Genomic DNA, 15,468 nt, shown 5'->3' on the forward strand with positions numbered 1-15,468 from the left:
CCTCCCACCCCTGAAGGGGTGGGCTTCCGCTCGCTACGTGTCATTCCACGACGACGGCCCCTTTCATTCCGTAGCGTTCGTGCGGCGAACAGTAGTAGGTGTACGTGCCCGTCTCCTGGAAGGTGTGCTCGAAGGTCAGGCCCGTGCCGATATCGGACCTGAATGTGTCGTCGGTATCGACGACGTTGTGGCTACCGCGGATCCACTCCCAGACGACAGTCGTACCCGTCTCGACCTGGATCGCTACCGGGCTGTAGGCGTTGTTGCCGTTGTTGCCTTCAGTACCGACGGCCACTTCGACCTCGTCGCGGCCGGTGAGATCGAGCATCGACCCGTCGAAGTTCGACGTGTCCGAGAGGTAGGAACTGACTGTCTCAGGGGATGTCACCGTCGGCACGTCGTAGGAGGGAACGTCAGCACTGCCGGTCGAACAGCCGGCGATCACCGCCGTACTGCCGACGACCGTGAGATACGTACGTCGTGAGAGTGCCATACTCAACGGACGTTCCGATCGAAGGTGAGACTGTCGCCCCCGGCGAATGTTACACGAGATCGAGGAGAAAGCCGACGACTTCAGTCGTGGGATGAATCCGACCACACACGACACAAACCATCCTCGATAGCCGACCGAGGGTTGGTGGAGTCAAAGCATATAATATAGATTGACTTCTATCTAATCGTATGCCCCGGGGGTACAGTCGAGAGCGAACGTCGGTTCACAACCTCCACTATCACTTTGTGTGGTGCCCGAAGTACCGCAAGCCGGTGCTGACCGACGAGGTTTCCGACCGCCTCGACCAACTCATCGAGGAGAAAGCCGACGAACTCGACCTCGACATTCTTCGACTGGCAATCCAGCCCGACCACGTACACCTGTTCATCACGGGCACCGCGAAACTCGACCCGAACAAGATCATCCAACAGGTCAAGGGCTACACCTCGCGGAACCTCCGTGAGGAGTTCGACTTCGGCCTCCCCTCACTGTGGACGCGTTCGTACTTCGTCTCCAGTGCGGGTGAGGTGTCGAGTCAGACCATCGATGAGTACATCGAAGCACAGACCGGACGATAACGATGCGTCGAGAAGTCACCACCACGATACGGGTCAAGCTCCACTCGCTCACCGAGCGGAAAGCCCGACTCATCGAACGCGAGTACGGCGCGTTCCAAGATGCCGTTCACGGTGACGACGACGCGAACCTCTACTCCGCCACCAAGCAACAGGCGGGCAAAGTCCGGTCGAACAAGAACCCGCGAGAGGACACCGACCAACCCGTAGTTCTCCGCAACGACTGCATCACCATCGAACACGACGAGGACACGGTTCTCTCCTCGTGGTGGTTTAAACTCCCCGTCTACAACCCCGAGAAGGAACAGGGAGATAGCATTTGGGTTCCCGTCCGCGTTCCCGAGAAGGACACGAACCTGCTCACCGACGAGTACATCAGTGACTCGGAACTCGTCCACCGGGACGGTGAGTGGTATGTCCATCTCGTCTGCACGCGGTCTGTGGCCGTCGCAGACGAGTACGACGACGTTCTCGCCGTCGATATGGGTGCGAAGTGGATAGCTGTCAGCACGTTCCTCTCTGACCGCGACACGCAGTTCCACGGCGCAGAAGTCCGCCGTGTCCGGGAACACTACAAGCAACTCCGCAAGTCCATCGGGAAGGCGAAGGTTCGCTCGGGAGCGCAGGTCATCGAACGCCTCGGGGACAAGGAATCCAGAACGGTCGAACACGAACTGCATCAAGTGGTGAACGAACTCGTTGCACGCGCTCGGGAGCGCAACGCAGTCATCGTGTTTGGTGATATGACGGGGTTGCGATTCGACAACGACGAGGGACGGTACGTGAACGATAAAACCCACAAGATGCCGTATGCGAAGATGGCGAACATCCTCACGTACAAATCTCATCTTGACGGGCGCGAGTGTATCCCTGTGAACGAGTACGACACATCTATGACGTGTTGGCGGTGTGGGTCGAAGAACACGAGTCGTGAGGTGCAGGGGCGTGTCGAGTGCCACGACTGTGGACTGGATGACAACGGCGACAAGAATGGTGCGACGAACATCGGCAAACGAGCCGTGGGTAAGGACATTCAGAGCCCGCTATCCACGGTGGGGGCTGTTGTGGCTCAGCCTGAAACGCAGGTCGTACTCGAAGGAACTAGCGGTGAGATGGAACCTGCGAACTCCCCAGATGACGTGGGCCTAACCCTCAGTGAGGGAAGCACACGACTTTAGTCGTGGGAGAAGTCACTGCTCGTTCATCGCTTCGCTAGCCATGTTTCGGCCCTCCGCGTTCAGCGTGACCTCCGTTCGAGTACGGACTTCGTCGACGGCTCCGATCTCCAGCAGGTGCTGGTAGATTTCCTCGACTTCCTCGACGCTGATCCCGACGAAATCCGCCATCTCGAACGGCGAGACGCCCGAGTACAGTGCCATGAGGACCTGGCTTTCGGTGTCGGACAGCTCGTGGTCGTCCCCGCGGCGCTCGACGACGTGTTCGAACAGCGTCGCGAGCACGGTCGTATGTCGGGTGTTGCCCGAGAAGTGGGTCTCGACGCTGCGGCCGTCCTGGTCAGTGTGCTCGACGGCGACGATATCGCGCTGGGAGCCCATCACGGTGCCCGTCCGCTCCTCGACCGTCCCGACGTCCTCGACCTCGGCTGTCAGCTGGTCGCCGTCGGGGAACCGCAACCTGAATACGTCCTCCTCGAGCGCGAACTGCGCTTTCTCCCAGGCGGCCTCGTCCTGGACGACGCCGCCGACGACTGCCGGGTGCTTCGCGAGCACGACGGTCCCACCGAGATTCGCTCGGCAATAGGTCTCGACGAAGTCGTCCTCACCGGTCGCCGTGACGAGCAGCACTGACGACTCGATGCGGAGTGTGACCGCACCGGCCGCATCGATCTCGTCCGGCACGACCGAATCGTCCCGAGGGATCGTCACCTTGCCGTGCGGGATCGTCCGTTTCGAGCCGTTTTCCGCGACGACGAGCCGCTTGTTCGTCAACAGCAGCCGCGAGGACGACCAGGACGGCTGGTCGACGGGCTGGCCGTCCCGCACCACGTAGCAAATGTCGCCAGCCGCGTCGAGGAGTTTCCGTTCGTCGCCGCTCATAGGTGTCCAGCTCGGAAGCCCACTCCTTCAGGGGTGGGCGGAAGCGCGTCGGCTGCGCTGCCGACCAGTGCGCTCTGGTCGGCGACGGTTTCTCTATCGACACATTTAATTCCATCCTGTCTGTATCTGATCCTACACTCCGGGGCGGCCAAAACGGACGCCCCGGAGGGGCCGCCGTAGGCCGGCCCCGAACAGCGGGATGCTGACGACGCCGCTCCGACCGCCGTTTTGGCGGCGCGAAGCGTTCGAGTCCACGCTGAGTTAAAGCGGTGTGTTGACGCCAGCCGCCCCCGACGCATAAAGCCCGGCGGGAGTATGCCCGATTGAACAGCACAGTTCAGCCGGGCAGAACCACGGCGTCGTGCGACCCGCCTGTGACACTCCTTGGAGCGAGGGCAGAAACCGCCACGGGGAAAGCCCTTGACTTCAGTCATGGGTAGCTTACTGGCCCGCCGTTGCACGAACGTAGGCCTTCCAGCGTTTATAAATTCCCATCGTCTCAGCCAGGTCACCGCGATCAGACACCACGAGTCACGACAGCGACGGCGAGAGCACGGACAGCGCGATCCGTCGGACCACCGCGTCAACCAGCGGCTGAACGGTCTCGCGGCCGAGTAGCGTCACGGTCACACGGGTTCCGTCTCTCGATATCGTGGCATCGTCGAGGGCATCGCTGATAGCGTTGTCGTCGAGTCGCTGATCGAGGAGCGCAGGGATCGCTTCGACGTACTCTTTGAGTTGTCTGGCACCGGTCCCGTCGTTGCCAGTCACCTGTACCCTGATACGGGGACGACCGTCGACAGCCGATAGCGACCCGGCGACGAATCGGATACTGTCGACCACGTCGCGCGCGAACCGTGGCAGCTCCCGCGTGATCGCCGTGATCGTCTCTTCGTCGGCGTTGCCGGCGTCGATAGCGAACCCGACCGGCCCGGACGGAACCCGTCCGTACGCACGCCGAACCCCGGCCGCGATACCGGCCTTCGAGCCCGCATCGGTCGCGATGATCGCACCGGTGCCGCCGCCGACGCCGGCGACCGTTCGGCCGTCCGGGAGCGAGCTGACCGTCAGATCGCTCGTCTCGAAGGTGTACGCGGAGACGCCTTCGACGGTCGTTTCAGTCGGTGTCCGGCCCTGCGATTCGACCGCCGAGACGACGTCGTCGGTGTCCCACGCCGCGTCGATCACGCCGCCACTCATCTCTGCCCCGGGTGTGAGAAACGCGGAGGCGGTCTCGACCTCGCGCGGATCGAGCCCGGTTCGTCCGTCGACGGTCTCGGACAGCCCGTCGACATCGGTCAGGGGGACTGCATCGTCGAGCAGACCACGCAACGGGTCGGATTCGAGGAGTGTCGCCACGTCCACGGTGGCGAACGCCACTGCCCCAGCGGGCACGGGGCCGACGGACGGAGCGGGATCGGAACCGAGCACGGGGACCCGATCGAGACATCCGGCCGCGGCCACGCCAGCCACTCCTGCCACGCCAGCAAGTACGTCACGACGCGACCGTCGGTGCCCGTCCATACACCTGAATGCGTCTGCCGGGTACAAGTATCACGCGCCGCGTGCCGAACACAGCGTGTGTTGACCGCCGTGGGCGGTGTTATTCGACGTAGTCGATATCGTCGCCGAGTTGCTGGGCGGCTTTCTCCTGTTCGGCCTCGCTTTTGCCGTAGATCTGCGGGCTGTCGACGCCGGTCACGACGATCATCGTTTCCATCTTGCCGTCGTGATCCTGGTCGACCGACGCCCCCCAGATGATCCGCGCGTCGGGGTCGATCCGATCGTAGATCTCCTCGACGACGCCTTCGGCCTCCTCGATGGACATGTCCGGTCCGCCGACGACGTTGACCAGCGCGGAGTTCGCGCCGTCGAACTCCACGTCCAGGAGCGGCGAGCGCAGGGCAGAACGGATCGAATCCTGGGCCTTGTTCTCGCTGTCGGATTCGCCGAGCCCGATCATGGCGACGCCGCCGTTCTCCATGATCGTGCGAACGTCGGCGAAGTCGACGTTGACCAGCCCTGGCTTGGTGATCAGTTCAGTCATACCCTTGACCGAGCGCATCAACACGCGGTCACAGATCTTGAAGGCGTCCTGCAGCGGCATCGAGGGCGCGTAATCGAGCAGCCGATCGTTGGGCACGACGATGACCGTGTCCGAGACCGCCCGCAGTCGTTCGAGGCCCGCGTCGGCGTTCGCGCGTCGGCGTTCACCTTCCGCGGTGAAGGGGATGGTGACGATAGAGATAGTGAGTGCACCCTGCTCCTGGGCGGCCTGGGCGATCACCGGCGCGGATCCCGTCCCGGTTCCGCCGCCGAGCCCGGCCGTGACAAAGACCATATCGGAGCCGTCGATCGACTGCTGGATGTCTTCGATGTTCTCCTGGGCGGCCTCCTCGCCGATCTTCGGGACCGAACCGGCCCCGCGACCGCCGGTCCGCTTGCGGCCCATGAGGATCTTCGTGTCGGCTTTGACCTCGTCGGCGAGGTGCTGGGCATCGGTGTTGGCCGCGACGAGTTTCGCGCCGTGGATGCCCTCCTCCATCATGCGCGTGACGGTGTTCCCGCCGGCACCGCCCGTCCCGACGACGGTGATCTTCGTCTCCAGATCCTCGACGACATCGGCCAGTTCCGCGTCGCTCATCTGCCCGGACGTCGAGACCTCCTGTGACGACGACTCCGTGCTGCCCTCGGAAGCCGGATCCTGATGCTCTTCGTCGGCTTCCTCCATGGCTTCGTCGATGATCGAGTCCATATTTAAAGGGGGATTGCAGAGCCACCTATTTTATTCTTTGCACCTCGGCTGACGAGCGTCTGACGCATTTTTCGATTGGAGTCGTACGGGAATTTCGGCCAGGAAGGATATTAGGGGGTTTCGGCGCATGACGGATGACGTTCCGGAATCTGGAAACGAAACGTGGGTGTCTACAGCTGAAACCGGGACTCGCGCTCGACGTGGACCACGTCGGGTTCGATCGTCTTGCCGTCGACCTCGACGGGTTGGCCCGCCGAGAGTTTCCCGAAGGCCGGCCCCTCGGAGATGCCGAGCGTCCGGGCCTTCTCGGGGTCGAACTCCCGTTTGTGGGCGATCACCGCCTCGGCGGTCAGCTCGACGGACTCGTATTTCGATTCGAGGATCTCGGCGAACGCCTCGACGATTGCCGTGCGATCGCTCTCGCCGATGAGCGCGACCCGATCGCCGAGTCGCGTCCCGCCCTCGACGGTCTCGAAGGCGACCGCGATCGACTCGACTGCTTCCCGGGCCGCGTCGGGGTCGATGCCCTGTACTTCGTCCCGGAGCTCCGCGGGGAGGTCGGAAACGACGAACTCGCCGTCGAACTCACCCGCCCGCGTGCCGAGCCGCGTCCCCTCGCCGATCGGCCCGAGCGCGTCTTCGATCCGTTCGACCAGCGCCAGCGGGACGCCGGTCGTCTCGCGGACGAACGTCTCGCCGACGACCCGGTAGCCCAGCGATTCGACGGTGGCTTCCAGATCGGGGCGATCCTCGGCCAGGACGGCGTGGTCGGCGGCGCTGGCCTCGAAGGCCGCTTCGAGTACGTCCCGATGCTCCTCGGGATCGCCCATCGCGTCGATCCCCCAGTCGGCCCCGATGTGACCGACGGCCCAGTCGGTCTCGCGGACGATCCGCTCGAACCGGGGGACGTAGTGGCCGCCGCCGAACCCGACGACGTGGCGACGGGTTCCATCCTCCCGAGGTGCGAGCGGACCGACGCCTCGCAGGTCGAGGATGGCCTTCGCGACCGCCCGGGCCGCGTCGGGATCGTCCCACTGGGGTTCGTCGCTGCCGACTTCGACGAACATCGACGGGACGCCCACCTCGGTCGGACCGTGGTGAGTACACTCCATGCCGACCTCGTAGCCCTCGGGCGCGTGGTGGCTCAGCGCTTCAACGACGCGACTGTGCGCGTTCGGGCAGGCTGCCGCGAACGCGCCCGCCTCGCCGCCGTACTCGGCGGGTCCGAAGTTCCCCGTGTGGTGGGCGGTCAGCAACTGTCCGGTCTCCCCGGAGTGGCGGGAGGCGAAGACCAGCAGGTCGATGTCGCCGAAGGCCTCGGCGACGCGATCCAGTTCGAGATGGAAGGGGTCGAACTCGCGGAGCTCGACGCCGTCGAGTCGGTACACTGTTCCGCCGCCCTCGCCGTCGGGGCGGGACTCGTCGGTCTCTCGCTCCCAGTCGGCGACCGCCCGCAGGTGCTCGCCGATGTGGACCGAGGCGCTGTCGGCCCGCGAGACGACGATCCCCAGCATCAGTCCCCTCCCTCGATGGCGACCGGTTCCTTCCCGACGGCGGTCCGGGCGGCGTTACCGGCTCGGGCGTACACCTCTCCCAGGGCGTGCCGGCGGCGGTAAAACAGCGCGACTCCAAGCAGCAGGTAGACTGCGGTGTAGACGTGCAACATCGTGAGACTCGCCGCCTCGGGATGGGGAAGCGAGAGTACGCGCAGGATGAGGAACTCGATGGCGACCTGCGAGATGAACAGCGCGAACAGTGCGACGGCCTCGCGCATCGACATCTCGAAGTTGATCAGGATCGACAGCGCGAAGAACGACTGGGCGGCGGTGATCCAGATCTCCGCGGTCTGTTTGGTGTCGAAGGGAAGCGTTCCGAGCGATCCCAGCCCCAGCGAGTAGATGACTGCGATCGTCCCGATCAGCAGCGTCCACTGGTTGAGTTTCGAGGAGATCAGGGCGTTGAACCCGGCGGTCGAACGGGCCTTGTTGACGAGCACGGCGACGACGATCAGTTCCGGTGCCTCGCTGGCCAGCGGCGCGATCCACTGGATCATGAAGAACTCGGGAACGCCAATAGAGACGCCGATCGCTTCCAGTCCGTGGGCGAACGGCTCGACGGCGATGAAGATCATCAGCCCCGAATAGACAAACAGCGAGAGGACGATCGGGATCCGCATCGCCCGGCGCTTGGCCTGGAAGTAAGCGGGGACGCCGACCTGTTCTTCGCCGTCCTCGACGTCACCGCGGACGACGATCCCGATATAGAGGACGTAGAGACTGACCAGCAAGAGCGTATCGAACATGCCGATGCCGCCCGCGAGCGGGACGGCGAAGGCGATGACCGTCGCGGCCAGCAGAAAGGCGATCTCCGTCGAAAGCCCGCGGTCGATGTGGATGACGTCCGTGAGGAACCCGTCGCGTTTCTCGACGGCGGGATCGCGTGTCTTGTAGGCCTGCCAGACCGTGTAGAAGGCGATCCCGGCCCAGCCGATGCCGATGAGGATCCGGTTGGCGCCGGTCATGTTCGCGACCGCGAGGTTGGCGTCGTGACAGGCCTCCCCGAGTTGGGTTCCCATCGACGGCGCCGGGTTACACGCGGCTGTCGTCGCGCCGCCGGCCCCGGCGTTCCAGGCGTACAGCGCGTCGACGGCGTACTCGGGTGCGACAGCCAGGATCGCGAGCACGGCGATGGCAAAGGCCCGCGGGACGTCCTTTTCGGCCGTCTCGGCCGCCCACGCGAGCAGGAACGACGCCCCGAGGACGGCCAGTCCCGTAGTAAGGACTTCCAGTCCGGTTTCGAGGTGAATCGGGCTCCCGCCGAAAAGGACCGGTGCAAGGAAGTTGTACGCGACCGTTCCCGTCCACGGGAGTGTCAGCAAGACGGCCAGACCGACCTGTACGAGGGGATGACGAAGACGGCTCACGACCGTGAGTGACAGGGCCGTTCACGGAAAGTCTTGCGAAACGGCCGGTGGACCGATACGCAGATCTGGCGACTGCGATCTCGAAGTCGATCCGGGGCAGTCTCGCGGTTCGCTCCTTGAGGAAGGGGGCTTAGCGCCTGAAAACAGTTAAGGCCGCGCCACTCTGACCCACGGCTATGCAGACACGCTTCGATCCAGCGGGGGGAACGGACCCGTGAGCGTCGGCATGTCTCTGGCGTCGGACCACCAGCTCGCGCGCCTGCTGCAGATCGGGATCGTCCTCGAAGAAGTCGTCGAAGCGCGCGCATCGAAACACGCTGAAGCCATCGCCGACGAGACGTCCGTCGCGACGTATATGGCCGAGGCGGCCGAGGAGTCGGCGACCCATCGCGATCAGCTCGAAGGGCTCATCGCGGATCTGGACGCGGAGACGGTCCCGTTCGAGGAGATCGAGACGCTGGTCGAGGCGACCTACGAGGCCGACAGCGATTTCGACGACGTGCTCTACGATCAGTTGTGCAACGAGGAGACGACATACAAGTTCTACGACGACTTGATCGAGGCGATCGAGGCGAGTTCGACCGAGTTCAGTGTCGGCCGTGAGCGATTGCTCTCGACGCTGGAGTCGATCCGCGAGCAGGAGGCAAAGGGCGTCGAAGAAGTCACGGAACTCATGGGGGAACAATGAACACGGCGGATCAGTATCTCAAGGCGATCTACCTGATCCAGCAGGTCGAGGACGGGCCGGCATCGACCGGCTCGATCGCCGATCGGCTGGACGTCAGTCCCGCAAGCGCCAACGAGATGGTCGGGAAGCTCGAAAATCAGGAACTGGTCGAACACGAGAAATACAAAGGCGTCGATCTGACCGACGAGGGGATCCGGCAGGCACGGGACGCGCTGGAGACGTACTGTATCATCGAGCGATTCCTCTTGCAGGTGCTGGAAGTCGAGGACTTCCGGGCCGAGGCCCGCACCCTCGAAAGCGTGATCGACGAGACCGTCGCCGAGCGACTCGATACGATCGTCGACCGAAACGGCGACTGCCCGGACTGTTTCGATCCCGAAAACGACGTCTGTGAGTGTCTCGAACCCGAGATCGAAGCGTCCGATTGAGGGTGATCGGTTCCAGACCAGAAAAGAAAGTATAACTCCCCGAAGGACATACGACCGGATGGACGTTGTAGTCCCGTGGTGTAGCGGCCAATCATAGAGGCCTTTGGAGCCTCTGACGGCGGTTCGAATCCGCCCGGGACTACTTTTGCGAGCGATAGCGAGCAGTGATCGTCCCAACAGGATTCGAAGCAGAGTGCGGAGCAAGCGTCCGCGAGTGGGGTGACCGCGGTTCGAATCTGCCCAGGACTCCTCTCGCGAACCGCACGACCAGCCACGGCGACCGTGATCCCTGTTCTTAAATTCCAATAGCGCCGCGCAGGACGCGACGCGTGGCATCCCAGCCCGGCTTCTGGTCCGCGAGCCAGAGCACGATGGCGCCACCGACGAGCAGCAACTCGAACCCGCTGGTGAGCGTCAACTCGAAGCCGATGAGATGGGCGACGATTCCGGCGGATTCGTCGGCGTATGCGATCGGCGGGACGATCGGCCAGCCGAGAAACCCGACGTAGTACCAGTCGCCAGCGAGTGCGGGGTACAGTGCGTCAGTGCCGAGATGGGTGAGGTAGCCGACAGCCAGTGCGAACGCGGCCTGGCGCCGGTGCTGATCGACGACCAACGCGATCCCGACGAGCACTGGTACGGCGACGACCAGCGAATGGCCCAGCGATCGCCCGTTGGGGAGTAGCGTGACTGTCCACGCCAGCGGCTTGTCGATCAGATCCGGAAGCTGTGTGCCGATTGCCAGCGCGAATATCGGTCCGGCATCCAGGGGCCGATCACGAGCGATAGCCCGATAGAGCAGATAGCCGACGGCGAGGTGTCCCCACGGCCACATGGATCGTATTCGGAGCCGTCCACTCTTGACCTCTGCGCTTGACTCCGGGTCAGCGCCACTGACCCATTGTCGCCTGATACGATAGCGGGCGTGGCGGAACTCGAAATCAAGCATACGGCGGCCGCAGGCCGCCGTTTCACTCCGCGCGAACAGTGTGAGCGCGGAGGGGTTTTTCCCCATGTTTTTGCGACCGAGCGGTTCCCGCAGGGCCGAAGGCCCGAGGAAACCCGAGGGAGTAAAAAGTGGACGGGCGTGGCGGGATTCGAACCCGCGATCGAGAGGTTAGGAACCTCTCGCCCTGTCCGCTAGGCCACACGCCCTATAGCAGGGTCGGCTGTGCTGTAAAAAAATGCTTGCGCTCTCCCCCGAGCCTTTATCCACATCACGTCCTGAACACGGAACATGCCCGACGAGGTCACACGACGGGGGTTCCTGGGTGCGGTCGCGACAGGCTCGGCGTTCGCGTTTGCGGGGTGCGCAACGGCACCGGCGAACGATAGCGGACAAACGACGGACGACACGTCCGTGCCGCCAGGGGACGTCGAGACGTTACAGCCGCTGGCAACGCCTGATGATCTGGGCGATCCATCCCGTTTTACCGACGTATATCGGAGGGTTCGGGACTCCGTCGCGGAGGTCCGCGTTCGGACACCGACGGGCGTCGGCCGCGGCACCGGCTGGGTCTACGACGCCGATGGCCACGTCGTGACCAACGAACACGTCGTCAGAGACGCGACGGCAGTGTTCATCCGGCTCCGAACCGGCGAGTGGCGATCGGCCAGCGTCCACGCGACGGACGTCTATAGCGATCTCGCCGTACTGGTTCCCGAAGGCCTGCCCGACTCGGCCGCTGCCCTCCCGCTGCGAGAACAGGACCCGCCGATCGGCGAGGAGGTGCTGGCAATCGGCAACCCCTTCGGATTCTCCGGGTCCGTCTCTTCGGGCATCGTCAGCGGCCTCAACCGATCGCTTCCCGCCGCGGGCGGCAGCCGGTTTTCGATCCCGGACGCGATACAGACCGACGCGCCGGTCAACCCCGGAAACAGCGGCGGCCCGCTGGTCGACCTGCGGGGAAACGTCGTCGGCGTCATCAACTCCGGCGGTGGCGACAACATCGGCTTCGCTATCTCCGGTGCGCTCGTATCCCGTGTCGTCCCCGAGTTGATCGAACACCGCGACTACGACCACTCGTATATGGGGATCACACTCAGACCAGTCACACCGGACATCGCCAGCAATCTCGGCCTCCGGGAGGCGAGTGGCATCTACGTCGGCGAAGCGACCAGCGGCGGCCCCGCAGACGGCGTCCTGCAGGGAGGGGATATCATCAAGCGGATGGGCGGCCAGCCGATCCCGACACAGCAGGCGCTGTCGACGTTCCTGGCCCTGCAGACGAGCCCCGGCGATGCGATCGAGATTGCGGTCATCCGTGACGGAGACCGGAAAACAGTTACGCTGACACTGGGTGAACGGCCGGAGCCGGAGTTACCAGCCTAATCTAGCTGCTGTGCCGCGTCCTGGTTGAGCAGCGGCTTCGCGTTGGCTTCCGGCAGCGTGACCACGTCGTCCGCCGAGAGGTCGTACTCGCGCTGATCGACGCCCAGGATCTCGCCGACCTCCTCTGTGATTCGGACCGTTCGACGGTCGACCCCGTCCGCTCGATCCGAACTACTGGACGCATCCGTCGGAGGTGGCGACCCTGACCCCGCCTCTGGATCGGCAGGGGCGCCTGCCGTCGCCGGGTCAGCCGCCTGCGTACTGCCGCCATCGTTCATCACGTCCGCCGCTGGCACCGCTTGCTCACTGTCCGTCGAGTCGTCGTCCGCGTTGATCCCGCCGGGCGGCGCATCCGGCGGCTCTGCCTCGGGACGGCTCGATGGGTCGGCGGTCGATTGATCCCTCGGTCCGGGCCCGTCAGGGGTGTTTGCAGTACGTTCGTCGGGCGCTGGTCCCTCGCTGGTTGACGGATCCGGTCCAGTGTGTTCGGCCGCGCCCGCCGCGGGACTCGATTCGGCGCTCGCCCCTTCGACTGACGCTGTCTGGGGAGTCTCGGGCGAACTGTCGGCCGGGAGCTCCCCGGCGATCTTATCGAGGACGTGCTCACGGTTTGCTTCGATGTCGGCCACGAGTTGGTCGAACATCCCCTGCTCTTCGGTCGTCAACCCGCTGTCGTCGACTGCCGAGCCGTGGGCGGCCAGCGACGCGTTCTTGACGATCTTGGCCACCCGGCGCTTGTGAATCGCCTCGACGGTCTGTTCCGCGGTCTCGATCTCGTCGGACAGACGGCCGACCTCGGGATCGTTCCAGGGGTCGTCCGCGAGTTCGGCCGCCTGATCGCGCGCGTCACGCAATTCCTGAAGGTACTCGCTCGCCTCAGTATAGAAGGAGTCGCGCAGCTGCTGGAGGCTGTCAGTCTGGCGCTCGCGACTCTTGACCGTCTGTAGTTCGTCGAGATCCATACTATTCCTGTCCCTTCTCCGCGCGTCCCCGGGTCATGAGGAACACGCCGAGGTACTCCGGGACGGAACGAACTCCCTCCGAGACCGTAAAGCTATCGCCGTAGAGTTCGACCTGTACGTCCTCGGTGAGTTCGACGGTGATATCGTGGCCGACGAACGTCTCCGGGACGGCATCGACGAGCGGATCGAACGCCGCCAGCTCGTCCCGATCGAGCCGCTGGACTGCTAGCCCGCTCCCGCCGTGGAGGCTGCCCGGCAGCCGGATCAGACGGTTCGTATCCGTCGTGACCGGCTCGTCGATGGGTGCGTTGTCCTGCTCGACGACGTCCTCGACGAGCGCGTTCGCGACCGAGACAAAGGCCGGATGGATGTCGATGTTCCCCGCCCGAAGCTGATCGGTGTTCTCCCGCATGGCCCGAAGTGCGGCCTCGGCTTTGCCGTCGCCGATCCCATCGTATGCGGTGAGTCGGTCGGTCGCCGACGATTCGTCGAGCGCCAGCAGCTCGTCGACGGTGTCCATGATGTACTGGTGGGCGCGACCGCTCCAGCCCCCTTCTGTCGCGAGCGTCCGCTTGTGTGCGGGACTGCTCCGGCCGGCCGTTCCGCCGACGGCCTCCTCGTCGACCAGTGCGTCGAACTCCAGGCCGATCCCGCGCACGTAATCGACGATCTCCCGCCGCGACTCGCGATCGAGGGTCTGGATCCCCCGATCGCGGACGTGGACGTGATACCCCCGACCGCCGGAGAAGACGACGGTCAACTGCTCGAACCCGAAGTCGTCTTCGAGAAAGTCGAGCAGGCGGAGTAACGCGTCCTTGCACGCCGCAAGCATCTCTGCGTAAGTATCCTCACCGGGCGTGACCGACGGCAGGTGATCAGCGTCGAGATCGAAGACCAGATCCGACGAGCGCCACCCTTTCTGGCTCATCGACGAGGCGCTCGGGTCGTCGTATCGCCCGGCGGAGAAGTAGACGTGCCGGGGGCGCTCGCGGGCGAGAAAGTCCTCGATAGCGCCGAGATCGAGCAGCGATCGGTGGCGCACCATCGTCGTGCCAGGCCCGTCGGTCCAGGGGATGTAGCCCCATTCGCGCTCGCTAGCGCCGGGCGGCGGCGTCAGCTCGGCCCGTCGGTAGTGATCGCCGAACCGACCCCGGAGGTACGCGCGCGTCCGTTCTTCCATCGACTCACTGTTTGCGAACTCGGGGCTAAAGCGTTTTCGTCACCGCGATCACCGACCGAGTAACTTCGAGAGACGATCGGTGATCGAGCCGTCATCGCCGAGTTTGAGGTAGTACGCATCGCCGCCGTCCTCGTAGTAGCTGTCGATCCGGCGCTGAATCTCGAAGCCGAGGTGCTGGTAAAACGAGATGGCCCCGTTGTTGGTCGTCCGGGCGTGACAGGTCACGGTATCGTAGTCCTCGGCGACCCGCGCGATGAGTCGCTTCCCGAAGCCTTCGTCGCGGTACTGTTCGTCGACGGCCAGAAAGAGAACGTACCCGTCGCGTCGCACCGCTGCGAATCCGATCAGTTTCGTCGGCCGCGCCCGGTTGAGATAGACGTACACCTTCGATCGTCGATACGCGTTCTCGAAAAAGCGCCGACGCTGGCGCAGGACGCCGTCGGAACGCCGGATACGCTCTTTGAGCTTCCAGGCGTCCTCGACGTATTCGTCACTGCCGCGGTCGATAACCCGTGTATCGACGTTGATACTCACTAACGGGTAGTAGCAGCGACGCAAATATAATTTTTCCGCCCTGCCGGCCCGTTACGCGAGCGTTTCGACGGCCGCGAGCACGTCGTCGTACTCCGGTTCGACGCCCGGATCGTCGCTGATCCACGCGTACTGGACGGTGCCATCGCTGTCGACGACGAAGACCGACCGTTTTGCGACGTCGTGGACGCCCAGCTCCGCGAAGTCCATCTGGATATCGTAGGCTTCGGTGATCTCCTTGTCGGCGTCGCTGATCAGGTCGAACTCCAGTCCGAGCTTCTCGCGGAACTCGTTGAGCGCGAACGGCGAATCGACGCTGACGCCGTACACGGCGGCCCCGGCGGATTCGAAGGCCTCGAGGTCGTCCTGGAAGGCGTTCATCTCGTGTGTGCAGACGCTCGTGAACGATCCCGGGAAGAACGCCAGCACGAGCGGCGCTTCGTCGAGGCGATCGGAGAGCGTGAACGAGTCGATATCGCCGTTCGCGAGCGGTGCGGTGAAGTCGGGTGCGGAGTCGCCAGTCGTTACCATCGACCGGGTGTAC

At 64.2% G+C, this 15,468-nt stretch carries 16 protein-coding genes and 2 tRNA genes; 6 read left to right on the plus strand and 12 right to left on the minus strand.

The window, feature by feature from the left end:
* Positions 1-40 precede the first annotated feature (40 nt).
* The gene (locus HSEST_RS04145; RefSeq protein WP_229122311.1) at positions 41-493 is read right to left on the minus strand and encodes a halocyanin domain-containing protein; all 453 of its coding nucleotides are present in this window, start codon (positions 491-493) and stop codon (positions 41-43) included.
* A gap of 188 nt (positions 494-681) precedes the next feature.
* Between HSEST_RS04145 and tnpA the strand changes: the two genes are divergently transcribed.
* Together tnpA and HSEST_RS04155 are read left to right on the plus strand one after the other, a co-directional pair.
* The gene (gene tnpA / locus HSEST_RS04150) at positions 682-1,071 is read left to right on the plus strand and encodes an IS200/IS605 family transposase (protein WP_229122312.1); all 390 of its coding nucleotides are present in this window, start codon (positions 682-684) and stop codon (positions 1,069-1,071) included.
* A gap of 2 nt (positions 1,072-1,073) precedes the next feature.
* Positions 1,074-2,246, plus strand: coding sequence for an RNA-guided endonuclease InsQ/TnpB family protein (locus HSEST_RS04155; RefSeq protein WP_229122313.1), 1,173 nt, complete (start codon positions 1,074-1,076; stop codon positions 2,244-2,246).
* Between the two features lie 12 nt (positions 2,247-2,258).
* On the opposite strand, the gene HSEST_RS04160 is transcribed toward HSEST_RS04155, so the two are convergent.
* From HSEST_RS04160 to HSEST_RS04180, 5 genes are all read right to left on the minus strand, one after another.
* The gene (locus HSEST_RS04160) at positions 2,259-3,125 is read right to left on the minus strand and encodes a CheF family chemotaxis protein (protein ID WP_229122314.1); all 867 of its coding nucleotides are present in this window, start codon (positions 3,123-3,125) and stop codon (positions 2,259-2,261) included.
* 531 nt (positions 3,126-3,656) lie between these two features.
* On the minus strand, positions 3,657-4,649 hold the full coding sequence (locus HSEST_RS04165; protein ID WP_229122315.1) for a hypothetical protein: 993 nt from the start codon (positions 4,647-4,649) through the stop codon (positions 3,657-3,659).
* Between the two features lie 79 nt (positions 4,650-4,728).
* Entirely contained in the window at positions 4,729-5,880 is a 1,152-nt protein-coding gene (gene ftsZ / locus HSEST_RS04170; protein ID WP_229122316.1) for a cell division protein FtsZ, read from the minus strand.
* 170 nt (positions 5,881-6,050) lie between these two features.
* The gene (locus tag HSEST_RS04175) at positions 6,051-7,394 is read right to left on the minus strand and encodes a D-aminoacyl-tRNA deacylase (RefSeq protein WP_229122317.1); all 1,344 of its coding nucleotides are present in this window, start codon (positions 7,392-7,394) and stop codon (positions 6,051-6,053) included.
* Positions 7,394-8,803 carry a sodium/calcium exchanger protein gene (locus HSEST_RS04180; RefSeq protein ID WP_229122318.1) on the minus strand — a complete coding sequence of 470 codons (1,410 nt, stop codon included), beginning with the start codon at positions 8,801-8,803 and terminating at the stop codon, positions 7,394-7,396. Before HSEST_RS04180 ends, HSEST_RS04175 begins: the two co-directional genes overlap by 1 nt.
* Positions 8,804-9,017: 214 nt before the next feature.
* On the opposite strand from HSEST_RS04180, the gene HSEST_RS04185 reads away from it, so the two are divergent.
* From HSEST_RS04185 to HSEST_RS04195, 3 genes are all read left to right on the plus strand, one after another.
* Complete coding sequence (locus tag HSEST_RS04185) at positions 9,018-9,491, plus strand: ferritin-like domain-containing protein (RefSeq protein ID WP_229122319.1); 474 nt, start codon at positions 9,018-9,020, stop codon at positions 9,489-9,491.
* Positions 9,488-9,919, plus strand: coding sequence for a metal-dependent transcriptional regulator (locus tag HSEST_RS04190; protein ID WP_229122320.1), 432 nt, complete (start codon positions 9,488-9,490; stop codon positions 9,917-9,919). The genes HSEST_RS04185 and HSEST_RS04190 overlap by 4 nt, the downstream gene beginning before the upstream one ends.
* A gap of 69 nt (positions 9,920-9,988) precedes the next feature.
* Positions 9,989-10,061 (plus strand) — tRNA-Gln (locus HSEST_RS04195).
* A 153-nt stretch (positions 10,062-10,214) separates the two neighbouring features.
* Here HSEST_RS04195 and HSEST_RS04200 read toward each other — a convergent pair.
* Both HSEST_RS04200 and HSEST_RS04205 read right to left on the minus strand, forming a co-directional pair.
* Entirely contained in the window at positions 10,215-10,754 is a 540-nt protein-coding gene (locus tag HSEST_RS04200; RefSeq protein ID WP_229122321.1) for a metal-dependent hydrolase, read from the minus strand.
* A 247-nt stretch (positions 10,755-11,001) separates the two neighbouring features.
* Positions 11,002-11,074, minus strand: a tRNA-Arg gene (locus HSEST_RS04205).
* An 82-nt stretch (positions 11,075-11,156) separates the two neighbouring features.
* Between HSEST_RS04205 and HSEST_RS04210 the strand changes: the two genes are divergently transcribed.
* Positions 11,157-12,251, plus strand: a complete 1,095-nt coding sequence (locus HSEST_RS04210) for a S1C family serine protease (protein ID WP_229122322.1) — start codon at positions 11,157-11,159, stop codon at positions 12,249-12,251.
* On the opposite strand, the gene HSEST_RS04215 is transcribed toward HSEST_RS04210, so the two are convergent.
* From HSEST_RS04215 to HSEST_RS04230, 4 genes are read right to left on the minus strand one after another with little or no spacing between them, the layout of a single operon-like run.
* On the minus strand, positions 12,248-13,213 hold the full coding sequence (locus HSEST_RS04215; protein WP_229122323.1) for a hypothetical protein: 966 nt from the start codon (positions 13,211-13,213) through the stop codon (positions 12,248-12,250). The two genes, HSEST_RS04210 and HSEST_RS04215, sit on opposite strands and share 4 nt — an antisense overlap.
* A gap of 1 nt (position 13,214) precedes the next feature.
* Positions 13,215-14,393 (minus strand): DNA primase small subunit PriS, encoded by a 1,179-nt coding sequence (gene priS / locus HSEST_RS04220; protein WP_229122324.1) that lies wholly within the window; start codon positions 14,391-14,393, stop codon positions 13,215-13,217.
* Between the two features lie 48 nt (positions 14,394-14,441).
* Entirely contained in the window at positions 14,442-14,927 is a 486-nt protein-coding gene (locus tag HSEST_RS04225) for a GNAT family N-acetyltransferase (RefSeq protein ID WP_229122325.1), read from the minus strand.
* A gap of 51 nt (positions 14,928-14,978) precedes the next feature.
* A complete protein-coding gene (locus tag HSEST_RS04230; RefSeq protein WP_229122326.1) occupies positions 14,979-15,455 on the minus strand; it encodes a redoxin domain-containing protein in 477 nt (158 codons plus the stop codon).
* Between the last annotated feature and the right edge of the window lie 13 nt (positions 15,456-15,468).

Source organism: Halapricum desulfuricans, assembly GCF_017094465.1.
Taxonomy (GTDB): domain Archaea; phylum Halobacteriota; class Halobacteria; order Halobacteriales; family Haloarculaceae; genus Halapricum.

Excerpts from the sequence above, each read along its gene's own strand:
- HSEST_RS04145 (WP_229122311.1), bottom strand. The coding sequence starts at position 493 with ATGGCACTCTCACGACGTACGTATCTCACGGTCGTCGGCAGTACGGCG.
- tnpA (WP_229122312.1), top strand. The coding sequence starts at position 682 with ATGCCCCGGGGGTACAGTCGAGAGCGAACGTCGGTTCACAACCTCCAC.
- HSEST_RS04155 (WP_229122313.1), top strand. The coding sequence starts at position 1,074 with ATGCGTCGAGAAGTCACCACCACGATACGGGTCAAGCTCCACTCGCTC.
- HSEST_RS04160 (WP_229122314.1), bottom strand. The coding sequence starts at position 3,125 with ATGAGCGGCGACGAACGGAAACTCCTCGACGCGGCTGGCGACATTTGC.
- HSEST_RS04165 (WP_229122315.1), bottom strand. The coding sequence starts at position 4,649 with ATGGACGGGCACCGACGGTCGCGTCGTGACGTACTTGCTGGCGTGGCA.
- ftsZ (WP_229122316.1), bottom strand. The coding sequence starts at position 5,880 with ATGGACTCGATCATCGACGAAGCCATGGAGGAAGCCGACGAAGAGCAT.
- HSEST_RS04175 (WP_229122317.1), bottom strand. The coding sequence starts at position 7,394 with ATGCTGGGGATCGTCGTCTCGCGGGCCGACAGCGCCTCGGTCCACATC.
- HSEST_RS04190 (WP_229122320.1), top strand. The coding sequence starts at position 9,488 with ATGAACACGGCGGATCAGTATCTCAAGGCGATCTACCTGATCCAGCAG.
- HSEST_RS04200 (WP_229122321.1), bottom strand. The coding sequence starts at position 10,754 with ATGTGGCCGTGGGGACACCTCGCCGTCGGCTATCTGCTCTATCGGGCT.
- HSEST_RS04210 (WP_229122322.1), top strand. The coding sequence starts at position 11,157 with ATGCCCGACGAGGTCACACGACGGGGGTTCCTGGGTGCGGTCGCGACA.
- HSEST_RS04215 (WP_229122323.1), bottom strand. The coding sequence starts at position 13,213 with ATGGATCTCGACGAACTACAGACGGTCAAGAGTCGCGAGCGCCAGACT.
- priS (WP_229122324.1), bottom strand. The coding sequence starts at position 14,393 with ATGGAAGAACGGACGCGCGCGTACCTCCGGGGTCGGTTCGGCGATCAC.
- HSEST_RS04230 (WP_229122326.1), bottom strand. The coding sequence starts at position 15,455 with ATGGTAACGACTGGCGACTCCGCACCCGACTTCACCGCACCGCTCGCG.